At 63.3% G+C, this 12,619-nt stretch carries 10 protein-coding genes; 7 read left to right on the top strand and 3 right to left on the bottom strand.

Annotated elements, in window-relative coordinates; all coding sequences use genetic code 11:
• Nucleotides 1-44: 44 nt before the first annotated feature.
• Nucleotides 45-1,514 (bottom strand): glucuronate isomerase, encoded by a 1,470-nt coding sequence (uxaC, locus tag J7I85_RS07030; protein WP_214848653.1) that lies wholly within the window; start codon nucleotides 1,512-1,514, stop codon nucleotides 45-47.
• Between the two features lie 195 nt (nucleotides 1,515-1,709).
• On the opposite strand from uxaC, the gene J7I85_RS07025 reads away from it, so the two are divergent.
• The 3 genes from J7I85_RS07025 (at nucleotide 1,710) to J7I85_RS07015 (ending at nucleotide 5,979) form a co-directional block, all read left to right on the top strand.
• The gene (locus J7I85_RS07025; RefSeq protein ID WP_214848651.1) at nucleotides 1,710-2,720 is read left to right on the top strand and encodes a LacI family DNA-binding transcriptional regulator; all 1,011 of its coding nucleotides are present in this window, start codon (nucleotides 1,710-1,712) and stop codon (nucleotides 2,718-2,720) included.
• 212 nt (nucleotides 2,721-2,932) lie between these two features.
• The gene (locus J7I85_RS07020; protein WP_214848649.1) at nucleotides 2,933-4,486 is read left to right on the top strand and encodes a UxaA family hydrolase; all 1,554 of its coding nucleotides are present in this window, start codon (nucleotides 2,933-2,935) and stop codon (nucleotides 4,484-4,486) included.
• 50 nt (nucleotides 4,487-4,536) lie between these two features.
• On the top strand, nucleotides 4,537-5,979 hold the full coding sequence (locus J7I85_RS07015; RefSeq protein ID WP_214848647.1) for a tagaturonate reductase: 1,443 nt from the start codon (nucleotides 4,537-4,539) through the stop codon (nucleotides 5,977-5,979).
• Between the two features lie 115 nt (nucleotides 5,980-6,094).
• On the opposite strand, the gene J7I85_RS07010 is transcribed toward J7I85_RS07015, so the two are convergent.
• Complete coding sequence (locus J7I85_RS07010) at nucleotides 6,095-6,493, bottom strand: type II toxin-antitoxin system VapC family toxin (RefSeq protein ID WP_214848645.1); 399 nt, start codon at nucleotides 6,491-6,493, stop codon at nucleotides 6,095-6,097.
• On the bottom strand, nucleotides 6,490-6,753 hold the full coding sequence (locus J7I85_RS07005; protein WP_214848643.1) for a type II toxin-antitoxin system Phd/YefM family antitoxin: 264 nt from the start codon (nucleotides 6,751-6,753) through the stop codon (nucleotides 6,490-6,492). The genes J7I85_RS07010 and J7I85_RS07005 overlap by 4 nt, the downstream gene beginning before the upstream one ends.
• Before the next feature lie 732 nt (nucleotides 6,754-7,485).
• Here J7I85_RS07005 and J7I85_RS07000 point away from each other — a divergent pair.
• The 4 genes from J7I85_RS07000 to J7I85_RS06985 form a co-directional block, all read left to right on the top strand.
• On the top strand, nucleotides 7,486-8,493 hold the full coding sequence (locus tag J7I85_RS07000) for a LacI family DNA-binding transcriptional regulator (protein WP_214848640.1): 1,008 nt from the start codon (nucleotides 7,486-7,488) through the stop codon (nucleotides 8,491-8,493).
• Between the two features lie 157 nt (nucleotides 8,494-8,650).
• Nucleotides 8,651-10,324 (top strand): glycoside hydrolase family 13 protein, encoded by a 1,674-nt coding sequence (locus J7I85_RS06995; protein ID WP_214848877.1) that lies wholly within the window; start codon nucleotides 8,651-8,653, stop codon nucleotides 10,322-10,324.
• Nucleotides 10,325-10,386: 62 nt separating this feature from the next.
• Nucleotides 10,387-11,673, top strand: a complete 1,287-nt coding sequence (locus J7I85_RS06990) for an ABC transporter substrate-binding protein (RefSeq protein ID WP_214848638.1) — start codon at nucleotides 10,387-10,389, stop codon at nucleotides 11,671-11,673.
• A 7-nt stretch (nucleotides 11,674-11,680) separates the two neighbouring features.
• The coding region (locus J7I85_RS06985) for a carbohydrate ABC transporter permease (protein WP_214848636.1) at nucleotides 11,681-12,619 on the top strand (939 nt) is incomplete at its 3' end.

Here is a 12,619-nt window from a genome sequence, read left to right as displayed (position 1 = left end):
GCTCCTTTGCATCCAGGCAGTTTAGGGGTCAGCCAAATTAAGGGTCAGGAAGAACGCCGGGAGTAGGCGGTTTTCGGGAGGTTGTAGGCGAGGTCGACGGCAGTTTCGACGGCCTCGACCTGGCTGAGCCGGTGCTCAAGGACCAGACGGGCCAGGAAACCGGCGTCGATGCGCCGGGAAAGGTCGTGGCGGGCGGGGATCGAGGCGAAGGCGCGCGTGTCGTCGACGAAGCCGGAGGTGTTGTAGAAACCAGCCGTCTCGGTCGCGGACTCACGGAAACGCCGCATGCCCTCCGGGGAATCGAGGAACCACCAGGGAGCACCCAGCCGGAGTGACGGATAGGCGCCGGCGAGGGGGGCGAGTTCGCGGCTGTAAAGAGTCTCGTCGACAGTGAAGAGGATGGCGCGAAACCTTGGGTCGTGGCCGTAGCGCTCCAGCAGCGGCTGCAGCGAACGCGTGTACTCGGTGGCCACGGGGATATCGAAGCCCTTGTCCTGGCCGTGGCGCTCGAAGACTCCCTTGTGGTGATCGCGCAGAACACCGGGATGAATTTGCATGACTAGCCCGTCCTCGCAGGCCATGCCCGCGGTGACGAAAAGCATGTGAGCGCCGAAGGCCTGCGCCTCCGCGGGGCTGACCGTTCCGTCCAGCGCGCGGGAGTACAGCTCTGCGGCGGCGAACTCCGTCATGGGTGTGGTGTCGGCGCTCAGGTGGCCATGATCGGTAGCCAGCCCACCAGCGGCAACGAAGGCGCGACGGCGCTCTCGCAGCGCGTCGAGGAATCCGGAATAGGTAGTGGTGTCCACAGCCGAGACCTCTGCCAGTTTGGCGACCTCAGCCCGCCACCCCGCACGGTCAAGATGGAACACCGCGTCCGGGCGGAATGTCGGTATGACCCGCTCTCCCAAACCCTGCTGGGCCAGTTGTGTGTGGTGGCGCAGGTCGCTGGTTGCAGGGTCGGTCGTGGAGATCAGCTCGATCGAAAACCGGTCCAGCAGTTGCCGGGGCCGGAAGTCCGGCTCCGCAATGCGCGCGGTTATCTGGTCGTAGATCGCATCGGCTGTCTCGGCGCTGGGCATGAGGTCGACCCCGAAGACCTCGACAAGCTCATGCTCCATCCAGTAGCGCGACGGGGTGCCGCGGAACAGCTTCCAGTTCTGGCAGAACGTCCGCCAGATGGCCCGCGAGTCACTCTCGACAGGACCACCATCGATCCGCGGCACACCCAGGGACACGGGAGCGATTCCTTGGGAGACCATCATGCGGGTCACGTAGTGGTCGGGCACCACCAGGAGCTGGGCCGGGTCGGCGAACGGCTCGTTCGCGGCGAAAACGTCCGCCTCAACGTGCCCGTGCATGCAGATGAGTGGCAACTGTGCCGTCTGCTCGTATATCTCGCGTGCCACGGCGCGCTGACGCTCATCCGCTGGAAGCGCACGGTCGGAATGCAGCTCCAGCCGCCGGTTGTCGACTGTCGGTGCCTGGTCAAGATTCAGGAGGGTGGAGGCAGACATCAATGTCTCTCTTAATTTTGGTGGGGGTTTGGAAGCTCGTTCCGAGGGGGTGGGGAGCTCGCTATGAAAACGTTATTATCAATGTAGCGCGGAGGCAAGCTGAGACCAAGCTCATATCTTCAGAAACTTTGACGGGACAGGAACTTCATGACCGCAGGGATAAAATCCGTAACAAAGCCAACGGGAGGGGAACCCATGTCCGGACCCGTGACGATCAGGGACGTTGCCCGAGCTGCCGACGTCTCACCTGCCACGGTCTCGCGGACTTTCGTGCGCCCCGAGAAGGTTGATGCGGTGACCCGGGAACGGGTGCTGAGCGCCGCAGCCCGGCTGGACTACCGCCCTAACCGGGCGGCGCAGTCACTCATCACGGGCCTGACCGGCAACATCGGGATCGTGGTTCCGGACCTCACCAACCCTTTCTTCCCCAGCGTCGTGAGGGGCATTCAGAGCCGGGCCGAGGAGCTGGGATACCCCGTGCTGCTGGTCGACACCGGCGAGGATGCGGCTCGCGAATCAGAACTTGTCACAAGGCTGGGCCGCCAGGTGGACGGGCTCGTATTGTGCGCGGCGCGCATGTCGGATGAGGACCTGCTTTCCCACCGGCAGCAGCGCCCGTTGGTCCTGATTAACCGCGAGGTCCCGGGTGTCCCGGCCGTTACCTTCGACAACGCTGCTGGTATCGCGCAAGAGGTGATGCACCTGAAAGCCTTGGGGCACGTGCGCATCGGGTACGTCGCTGGCCCCGGAACGAGCTACTCCAGCCGGGTACGGCAAGGCGCAGTCACGACGCATTTGGCCGCTGCGGCTCTGACGGAGGTTGCCGTGGGCAGTTTCGCCCCCTCCTTTGACGGCGGCCGCAGCGCGGCGGAGAAGGTTCTGCTCGCCAATGTCACGGCCGTCATGGTCTACAACGACGTCATGGCGCTGGGCCTGATCAACCAGCTCGCCCAGTACGGCGTCTCGGTTCCAAACGACCTGACCGTCGTCGGATACGACGACATCGAATTCGCCGCCATGGCCAACCCGGCGCTGACCACCGTCCGGGTTCCGCGGGAGGAGGCCGGCGCCCTGGCCATGTCCTACCTCAACGCACTGATGACGGCGACGGGCCCCGCTCCCGAGCCGCCGGCTCAACTGAAGACGGAATTCATCTTCCGCGGCACGTCGGTCCGCGTTCCGCTGACGGGAGCACTGGCGGAGTAAGCGCAGCTGCCGGCTGCCCTCTTCCCCGCGGGGAGCGACGCCGGGTCGCCCTGATGGGCCATCAGGGCTTTGCCTCAGCCGCTGAGGGTGAAGCTTCCGGCGCACCCCAGCCATCACCCGTACGCAACATCCCCTTGGTGAAAACGGTTTCGTCGCTCTACAATGAAAACGATTTCATTCCCGTCGCTCCCTCACTGAAGAAGGATTTGGCCATGACGAGCATTCCCACCACCCTCCGTGACCTAAATGAGGTTGCGTTGGTACTGCGGCCCGAGGACGATGTCGCAGTCGCGACCCAGGACCTGTCCCCGGGTGCTGAGTTGACCGATCGGGGACACCGGCTTCTCGTGCGGCAAAGCGTCCCCCGCGGTCACAAGCTCGCCCTACGGCCCCTCGCCGCCGGCGAACAGGTCCACAAGTACGGCCAGTCGATCGGCCGGGCCACGCGGGACATTGCCGCCGGAGACCACGTCCATACCCACAACCTCGGCATGGACAACGCCGATCGTGTGCATGAGTTCGGTACCGCCCGCGTGCAGCCAGTGGCACCGGACGGGCCGGCGCGGACGTTCCAGGGGTATCACCGCGGCGACGGGCGCGTGGGGACCCGCAACTACATCGGCATACTGACCGCAGTGAACTGCTCGGCGTCGACGGCCCGAATGATCGCAGCGCAATTCACGGCTGCAGCCCTGCAGGGCTACGAGAACGTCGATGGGGTCATAGCCCTAACGCATGATTCCGGTTGCGGTCTGGTCGCTGGCAGTGAAGGCGCCCGGCTGACGCGGCGCACGCTGCGGAGCTATGCCAATCATCCCAACATGGCCGGGTTGTTGGTGCTGGGTCTGGGATGCGAGATGCTGCCAGCGACATCATTGCTGGACGGGCTGGATCTTCCGAGCGAGAAGCTGGTGCGCACTCTGGTCATCCAGGACAGCGGCGGGATCCGTGCAACGGTCCGTGCCGGGGTGGAGGCCATCAACGAGATGGTTCCGCACGTGAATGCACTGCGCCGCGAACCCGCTTATATCTCGGAACTTGTGCTGGGGATGAACTGCGGCGGCTCCGACGGGTACTCGGGGATCACCGCGAACCCGGCCCTGGGCGTGGCCTCCGACCTGCTGGTTGCCCACGGGGCCACGACGATTCTCGCCGAGACGCCGGAAATTTTCGGCGCCGAACATTTGCTGACACGGCGTGCGGTGTCCGAGGAAGTGGGCCTTAAGCTCCTGCAGCGCATCGAGTGGTGGAAGGACTACGCGACCTCCGGTGGCGGCTCCCTGGACAACAACCCCTCTCCCGGCAACAAGGCGGGCGGGCTGACGACCATATTGGAGAAGTCGCTCGGCGCGGTCGCCAAGGCCGGCACCGCCGAATTGTCTGCCGTGTACGAGTACGCCGAACCGGTCACCACGCGCGGGTTCGCCTTCATGGACACCCCTGGCTACGACCCCGTGTCCGTAACCGGCATCATCGCGGGTGGTTCCACGGTGGTGGTGTTCACCACCGGCCGCGGCTCCGTCCTGGGGGGCAAGCCCACGCCGTCGATCAAGGTTGCCACCAACACCCCGATGTTCGAACGCATGCGTGAGGACATGGATATCAACGCCGGACGCATCGTGGACGGAACCGCGTCCATCAACAGTGTGGGCGAGGAGATCTTCGAAAAAATCATTGCCGTCGCCTCGGGGGAGCAGTCCGTTTCTGAGCAGCTGGACCTCGGCCAGGACGAGTTCATTCCGTGGCAGTTGGGCGCAGTGACGTGACCGGCGCTGCCAGGACGTACAACGAAACTGCAGAGCAACGAGGACTTACCATGAAGAAACTGGACGCGACGACGGCCGCACGGCCAGAGCTCCCGATAACGATCATGCAGTTTGGGGCCGGGAACTTCCTGCGCGGCTTCGTCGACTGGATGATCACGAGGGCGAACGAGGCCGGCGTGACCCGCGACGGCGTGGCCGTCATACAGGCCACGGACCGCCCCTCCCAGACCCTGCGCCAGCTTGCGGAACAGGACGGCCTCTTCCACGTCTACCTTGAGGGCATTAAGGACCGCCGGCCCGTCAAGGAGGTTGACCTCGTCACCTGTGTGCGCTCCGTGCTCAGCGCCCACAATCAGTTCGAGGAATACGATCGGCTGGTCATCAGCCCCGACCTCCGGGTCATCGTCTCGAACACGACCGAGGCCGGCATCGAGTTCGTGTCCGGTGACGACCTCAGCGCACGGCCCCCGCAGTCCTTCCCGGCCAAGGTCACGGCTATCCTGTACCGGCGGTTTGAGCATTTCCGGGGCGATCCGGCAGCGGGACTGTCCTTCCTGTGCTGTGAGCTCATCGAGGACAACGGCTCGACGTTGCGAGAGCATGTGCTGCGCCACGCGGCCGATAACGACCTCGGGGCGGAATTCGACGCATGGGTGCGGACCGCCTGCCACTTCTACGACACCCTCGTGGACCGCATCGTTCCCGGATTTCCCCAGGGGGAGATCGAGGCTGTGCAGGCGGAGATCGGCTTCGCCGACGAACTCGTTGTCAAGGCCGAGCACTTCTACGTCTGGGCGATCGGGGGCAACCCGGCGATTCGCGAGGTGTTGCCGTTAGACAGGGCAGGGCTGAATGTGCTGTTCATGGACGACATCCGTCCCTTCCGCGCGAAGAAAGTGCGGATACTCAACGGCGCCCACACAGCGATGTCAGCCATCGCGCTCCAGCTCGGTTGCGAGACCGTGCGGGACGCTTTCGCCGTTCCGCTGGTGGAGGCTCTGATCAACCGCCTGGTTGCCGACGAGGTTTTGCCCACCATTGAAGGGGATCGCCAGGAGCTGGAGGCCTTTGCCCAGCAGATTCTCGAGCGTTTCTACAACCCTTCCCTGCAGCACCAACTCGGGGATATCGCGCTCAACGCCCTCTCGAAGTGGGTGACGCGCAACCTTCCCGTCGTCCTAGATCGGTGGGCGGCCGATGCCCACGCGCCGCTGACGGTCCTGTCACTGGCCGCCCTCCTGTTGCTTTACAGCGGCCGGTCGGAGAATTCCCAGTTCGTGCCCCGCGACGACGCGAGGACCGTGCAGTTGCTGCGAAGCACCTTTGACCGCGAGGATCTTCCGGGATGGATCACGGGTGTTCTTAATTGCCTTCTGTTGCCCGCCACGATGGACGCGGCAGCGATCTCACGGCTTTCAACAGAAACTTCCCGTGCCGCCGAACTCATCCTTGAGCGGGGGATGGCTGGGGCACTGCAAGAAGCGCTCGCCTGACCGCCTGGCCGCTGGTGGGGCGTCCAGGGGCTGCAACTCACCCCGGGCGGGGTCTTTTGCTTCCTCCTCAGCAACCGAAAGATCCGCAGCCGCCTTACTGTCCCCAGATTGGGCGTTACGGCGCTTTGCCTGGGGACAGGGCATGCAGCCCTGCTTCTGTCGTCGCCGTGACCAGTTCAAGGCCATAGGCAACCAGCACATCCGACTGCAATCGGATAGCGGTGGCCAGATGGATGGCGTCGGCACTGCGCAGCTTTCCCGGCATCGCGGCGGCGTACATCAGGTCCGAACGCGCAAGATCCACCAGGTTGATTCCGCCCAACACTGTGGTTATGAGTTCGGCCGGCAGCCCACGGCGTTTCCCGGCGCAATGGAGCTCCGTGTACAGGAGCATAGAGGCCACCAGTTGGTGCCCTCGGTGCACAGCAGCTGACAGATACTCGGCCACAGCGGTTGACTCAGCTTCCTCGACGACGAGTTTGAGGGCAGCTGAGGTGTCTACGTAGATGATCAACGGTCGCCGCGCAGGTCGGATAGCATTTCGGCCATGCCTGCGTCGGATGTAACGCGGCGTAGGGCCTGGAAATCGACGGGACCTGAGGCTGGACGGACATTGCCGGATAGCAACAACCGTTCGAAGGGAGAAGCTGAAGGGGGAATCAGGGTAGCTGCCACCTCGCCGTTGTTGGTGACGTCGATCGTTTCGCCATTCTTCACGCGCTCGAGAATCTTGCTGCTCTGATTCCGGAGCTCGCGGTGCGGGATAGTCGTCATGGCTGCCTCCGTAGCAATCGTAGCAAGCCTGATGGGGGTTTGGCAGTTGCCGACTCGAACCGGGCAGGCGATAACAACCGGCTTGGAACGCGTCGGCCAGATCCTGGTGGACAAGCTCACAACGGTTCGCCGTGCCGATCTCGGGCAGCGGATAGGCCGAATAGATTCAGCGACGATGCTCCTATAGTCGTCAAATCGGGATTATGGCTGGTTGCCGGATTTGATGGATGGTCAGGTGGTTTCAGCCTTCGACCTTGATTCCGTGAGCCTGGATAATGCCTCAGCTTGGGCCGTCGAAAATGCGGGGACCGGTGTTAGGGTTTCCATCGCGCTCCGAGACATCAACATTGCAGGCCAGCCTGATTTGAGATGGCTCGTAGGTGACCCGGTGTGTTAGGAAGAGGAAAGCCTCCTCCTAACACCAAGCTCTCATCTGGCGTCCTGGAGATTCTCAGCTGCCAGCTGCGAGTGGAGTTCATAGGCAACAGGTGTGTTGCCCACCCCGGAGCAGCCTCCTATGAACAGGAGGACTTCGCCTAACTCAGTCCTGTCCATGCCGCCCCCAGGAGGTGTCGTGCCAGCTACGAAGGGGAGACAGCAAAATGGAGTGGTTCAACGGGCGCATCTGGTCCCCGGCCTATGATGAGAGAAGCGCGTCGACGAATGGCGGCCCGGTCTGCTTTTGGCGCTTTGTTGATGCCAGTCAAAGAGAGGAAGTTGTTCGTGGCTACGATGGCCGATGTTGCCCGTGCTGCGGGTGTCTCCAGGAGCACTGTGTCGTATGTACTTAGTGGTACGCGGCCAATTTCGGGTGAGACTCGGGAGCGGATTCTGCGGGCGATGAAGGATCTGGATTACACGCCGAACGTGCTGGCCCAGGGCTTGGCTGGCAGACGCACGGGGATCATTGCCCTGATCTTTCCGATCGGGGAGATCGGGTTTAACGTCACTGAACTGGAGTACATCAGCGCCGCTTCTGAGCAGGCCCGTGAAGATGGTTATCATCTTCTCCTTTGGCCGTATGGTGCTGACAAGATCGAGGAAGTCCGCAAGGTCGTCAATCAGGGGTTGGTTGAGGGGGTGGTCCTGATGGAAGTCAGGACCCGGGATGAGCGTGTGTCCTTCCTCAGGGAGGCTAACATTCCCTTCACGACCATCGGCCGGACTGCTGACCCGGCGGAACTGGCGTATGTCGATACGGACTTTGAGGCGAGTGGCTCAATGGCCGTTGAACACGTTGCGGCGTTGGGGCACATGGAGATTGGTTTCCTGGCCCGGACCCAGGCGGATCTGGACGCCGGCCACGGGCCCATGGTGCGAACGCGGGACGCGGTCATCGCCGCGGCAAGCGAGGCCGGGATCCGGGCTCACGTCTTCACCGCTGCGCCCACGTATCCGGCCGGCCGGAGTGTTCTGGGGGAGATCGTGGCCTCGGCTCCGGGCCTGACCGCGCTCATTGAGCTCAATGAGCCCGCCACTCTCGGCCTCATGGCGGCGGCGGCGGAGCATGGAATCAGGATCCCGGATGATCTTTCCGTTCTTGCGGTAAATGCCAGCGAGGGTGCCGCGCAACTGAGCAGCCCTCCGCTCACAAGCCTGTCACCGAACCACGGCGATATAGCTCGGCTGGCCGTCCGGTACCTGGTAAGGCGATTGCGCGGCGAGGACTATTCGACATTTCAGACGCTCGTCACGCCTTCGCTGATGGAACGCGGCAGCACCGCGCCTGCGCCCTCCTAAGACGCCAAAGCACCCCGGCTAACACGGTGTGACCCTTGACACTTACTGCGTGGATCTTCTACTCTCGTTAATCGACACGCGTCGACGAAGCGCGTCGACGAGCCTGGCCCAGATTCGGCGAGAGCAGAACAGGAAGCACCTCTTGAGCACTAACACCATGAGCACGGCCGCTGACAGCAATCAAGTGTCTGCGGCAACCTGGTGGCGGCAGGCAGCCGTCTATCAGATTTACCCGCGCAGCTTCTCCGACTCCAACGGTGACGGCCTGGGCGACATCAAGGGCATCACCGCCAAGGTCCCGTACCTGAAATCACTCGGGATCGACGCCGTCTGGCTCAGCCCGTTCTACCCCTCGGCTCTCGCCGACGGCGGCTACGACGTGGACGACTACCGCAACGTGGACCCGAAGCTCGGAACGCTGGAGGACTTCGACGAGATGGCCAGCGCGCTGCACGCCGCGGGCATCAAGCTGATCGCGGACATCGTCCCGAACCACTCCTCGGACCGGCACGAATGGTTCAGGGAAGCCCTCGCCTCCCCGAAAGGCTCCGCCGCCCGCGACCGCTACATCTTCCGCGATGGCAAGGGCCCGAACGGCGAGTTCCCGCCCTCGGACTGGGACTCCGTCTTCGGCGGACCCGCATGGGAACGTATCACCGAACCGGACGGCACCCCCGGCCAGTGGTACATGCACATTTTCGCCAAGGAGCAGCCGGACCTGAACTGGGCCAACCGGGAAGTCCGCGATGACTTCCTTAAGACCCTGCGCTTCTGGTCCGACCGTGGCGTGGACGGTTTCCGCGTGGACGTCGCGCACGCCCTGACCAAGGACCTCACCGAACCGATGTTGTCCAAAGTTGAGCTCACCCTGGAGGGTGCCGGCTTTGACGGGTTCGAAGATGGTTCCCACCCGTTCTGGGACCGCGACGAGGTCCATGAGATTTACGCGGAGTGGCGAGAGGTCTTCAATGAATACGACCCGCCGCGCACCGCCGTGGCCGAGGCTTGGGTGCACGCCAGCCGCCGCGCGCGCTATGCCAGCTCTGAGGGCCTGGGCCAGGCGTTCAACTTCGATCTCCTGCAGGCGGACTTCGACGCCTCCCAGTTCCGCCGCATTATTGCCGAGAACCTTACCCTGGCGGAAGAGTCGGGGGCCTCGTCCACCTGGGTGCTCTCCAACCACGACGTCGTCCGTCACGCCACCCGGTATGGCCTCCCGAACGGTTTGGGCCGGCATTGCCTCCAGTGGTTCCGTGAGGGCGGCACGGCCAAGGATGTCAACACCGAGCTCGGGCTGCGCAGGGCACGTGCTGCGTCCCTCTTAATGCTCGCATTGCCTGGATCGGCGTACCTGTACCAAGGCGAGGAGCTTGGCCTGCAGGAGGTCGTGGATCTTCCTGCAGCCAGCCGTCAGGACCCTTGGTTTGTCCGCAGCAACGGAACGGATGTGGGGCGGGACGGGTGTCGGGTCCCGCTGCCGTGGACCTCCGAGGGGAGTTCTTTTGGCTTCGGCGCCGGCGCTTCCCACCTTCCGCAGCCGGAATGGTTCAGCGCCTACGCTGCAGCCACCCAGGAAGAACAGACCGGTTCGACGCTTGCCCTGTACCGCAAGGCCCTACGGCTGCGCCGCAACCTCCATACCGAGGAACAGCTCAAGTGGGTCGACGGGGCGGGTGCGGCAGTTCTGCACTTCGTTAGGCCCAACGGCTGGCACTCGGTAACTAACTTCGGCACTGAACCCGTCGGGCTCCCTGCCGGCACCGTCATCCTCTCCAGCAGCGCGCTGGTTGAGGGCAAGCTTCCGGCAGACACCACCGCCTGGATCATCTAGCAATTCGCCACCAGACACCGACTCACGGACATCAGTCCGGATCGAATTACAAAGGAGTAAACATGAAAATAAAACTCACCGCCACGGGTGTACTACTGATGGCCGGAGTCCTGACGCTGTCCGCGTGCGGAGGAAGCACCGCTCCGGGCGGCGGAACCAGCAGCGGCGGTGATGCCGCCAACGGTCTTGACGGCCGCGGTCCCATCACCTACGTCCAGGGCAAGGACAACAACAACGTCATCCGCCCGCTGATTGCCAAGTGGAACTCCGCCCACCCGAACGAGAAGGTGACGTTCAAGGAGCAGACCGACCAGGCGGACCAGCAGCACGATGACCTGGTCCAGCACTTCCAGGCCAAGGACGCCGGGTATGACGTCATGGCCGTAGACCTCGTCTGGACTGCCGAGTTCGCGGCCAAGGGCTGGCTGCAGCCGCTCAAGGACAAGATGGCAATCGATACCGCCGGCATGCTGCCTTCCACTGTGGAGGGCGCGTCCTATAAGGGGACCCTCTACGCGGCCCCTGAATCCTCGGACGGCGGGATCCTGTACTACCGAAAGGACCTGGTTCCGACACCGCCGAAGACGTGGGACGAGATGATGGGCATGTGCTCCATCGCCAAGCAGAACAACATCGGCTGCTACGCCGGACAGTTCAGCAAGTACGAGGGCCTGACTGTCAACGCGGCCGAGGCGATCAACTCCGCCGGCGGGTCCGTTCTGGATCCGGACGGCAAGCCCAGCCTGAATACCGCCGAGGCCAAGTCCGGTCTCGAGAACCTGGCCAAGGCCTACTCCGACGGGGATATCCCCAAGGAAGCCATCACCTATCAGGAGGAGCAGAGCCGCCAGGCCTTCCAGGACGGAAAACTGTTGTTCCACCGCAACTGGCCCTACCTTTACAACCTCGCCACCACTGAAGGCTCCTCAAAGGTCAAGGACAAACTGGGCATGACCGCCCTTCCGGGCAAGGACGGCCCCGGCGCCTCCTCGCTCGGCGGACACAACGTCGGTGTGAGTGTCTATTCCAAGAACAAGGCCACCGCAGCGGACTTCCTCAAATTCATCACGTCGGAAGAATCCCAGCGGTTCTTCGCCACTCAGGGCTCGCTCGCTCCCGTACTCACCAAGCTGTACACGGACCAGGAGCTCGTGAAGAAGCTGCCCTACCTCCCGGTTCTGAAGACGTCCATTGAGAACGCTGTTCCCCGCCCGGTCACCCCGTTCTACCCTGCGGTTACGAAGGCCATCCAGGAGAACGCTTACTCAGCCATCAAGGGCGAGAAGTCCGTGGACGCTGCACTGTCTGACATGCAGAAGTCCATCGAGTCCGCTAGCGCGGGACAGTAGCTCCACTATGGCAACCGAATTGGGCCCGGCGGCGGTCAAGAAACCGGCGTCGGGCGGTACCCCGATCCACCACGGACCCAAGGGAGTGGGCGAGGACAACAAAATCCTCAGCCAGGGCAAATGGGCTTCCTGGCTCCTGGCCCCCACCATCATCGCCTTGGGCATCGTGATCGTTTACCCGATCATCAGCGCCATCATCATGTCCTTCCAGAAGGACGCAGGGCTCGATCCTGCCACCGGACTATTCACAGCCGGCGGCCCGGCCGGCATCCAAAACTACGTCAACTGGCTCGCCCAGCAGTGTGCGGCCCCAGCCGGCGGAACGGTCGCCTGTCCGCCGGGAACCCTCGGCGCGCAGTTCTGGTCAGCCACGGCAACAACGTTCTTCTTCACCGTTGTCACCGTGGCCCTGGAAACCGTCCTGGGCTTCTGGATGGCCATGATCATGGCCAGGACGTTTAAGGGCCGGAGCCTTGTTCGTGCGGCTGTACTGGTGCCGTGGGCCATTCCCACCGCTGTCACGGCCAAGCTGTGGTTCTTCATCTTCGCCTTCGAAGGAATCGTCAACAAGCTGTTCAACACCACCATTCTCTGGACCGGTAGCGAATGGCCGGCCAAGTGGGCGGTCATCATCGCAGACGTCTGGAAGACGACGCCGTTTATGGCGCTGCTGATCCTCGCAGGCCTGCAGATGATCCCCGCGGAGGTCTATGAGGCGGCCAAGGTGGACGGTGCGACGGCCTGGCAGCGGTTCCGGATGATTACCCTGCCGCTGGTGAAGCCCGCCCTGATGGTGGCCATTCTGTTCCGTACCCTGGATGCGCTGCGCATGTTCGACCTCCCGTACATCCTCACAGGCGGCGCGAACAACACCACCACGCTGTCGATCCTGGTGATCAACCAAATCAGACAAGGGTTCAACGCGGCCGCGGCGTTGTCGACCATC

It is taken from the genome of Arthrobacter sp. ISL-65 (assembly GCF_018613795.1).
Taxonomy (GTDB): domain Bacteria; phylum Actinomycetota; class Actinomycetes; order Actinomycetales; family Micrococcaceae; genus Arthrobacter.
The sequence above is the reverse complement of the archived record's forward strand: the minus strand, read 5'-3'. Positions and strand labels throughout refer to the sequence as shown.

Coding starts and splice junctions, on each gene's coding strand:
- J7I85_RS07000 (WP_214848640.1), top strand. CDS start 7,486: ATGGCCGATGTTGCCCGTGCTGCGGGTGTCTCCAGGAGCACTGTGTCG.
- J7I85_RS06990 (WP_214848638.1), top strand. CDS start 10,387: ATGAAAATAAAACTCACCGCCACGGGTGTACTACTGATGGCCGGAGTC.
- J7I85_RS06995 (WP_214848877.1), top strand. CDS start 8,651: ATGAGCACGGCCGCTGACAGCAATCAAGTGTCTGCGGCAACCTGGTGG.
- J7I85_RS07025 (WP_214848651.1), top strand. CDS start 1,710: ATGTCCGGACCCGTGACGATCAGGGACGTTGCCCGAGCTGCCGACGTC.
- J7I85_RS07005 (WP_214848643.1), bottom strand. CDS start 6,753: ATGACGACTATCCCGCACCGCGAGCTCCGGAATCAGAGCAGCAAGATT.
- J7I85_RS07020 (WP_214848649.1), top strand. CDS start 2,933: ATGACGAGCATTCCCACCACCCTCCGTGACCTAAATGAGGTTGCGTTG.
- J7I85_RS07015 (WP_214848647.1), top strand. CDS start 4,537: ATGAAGAAACTGGACGCGACGACGGCCGCACGGCCAGAGCTCCCGATA.
- uxaC (WP_214848653.1), bottom strand. CDS start 1,514: ATGTCTGCCTCCACCCTCCTGAATCTTGACCAGGCACCGACAGTCGAC.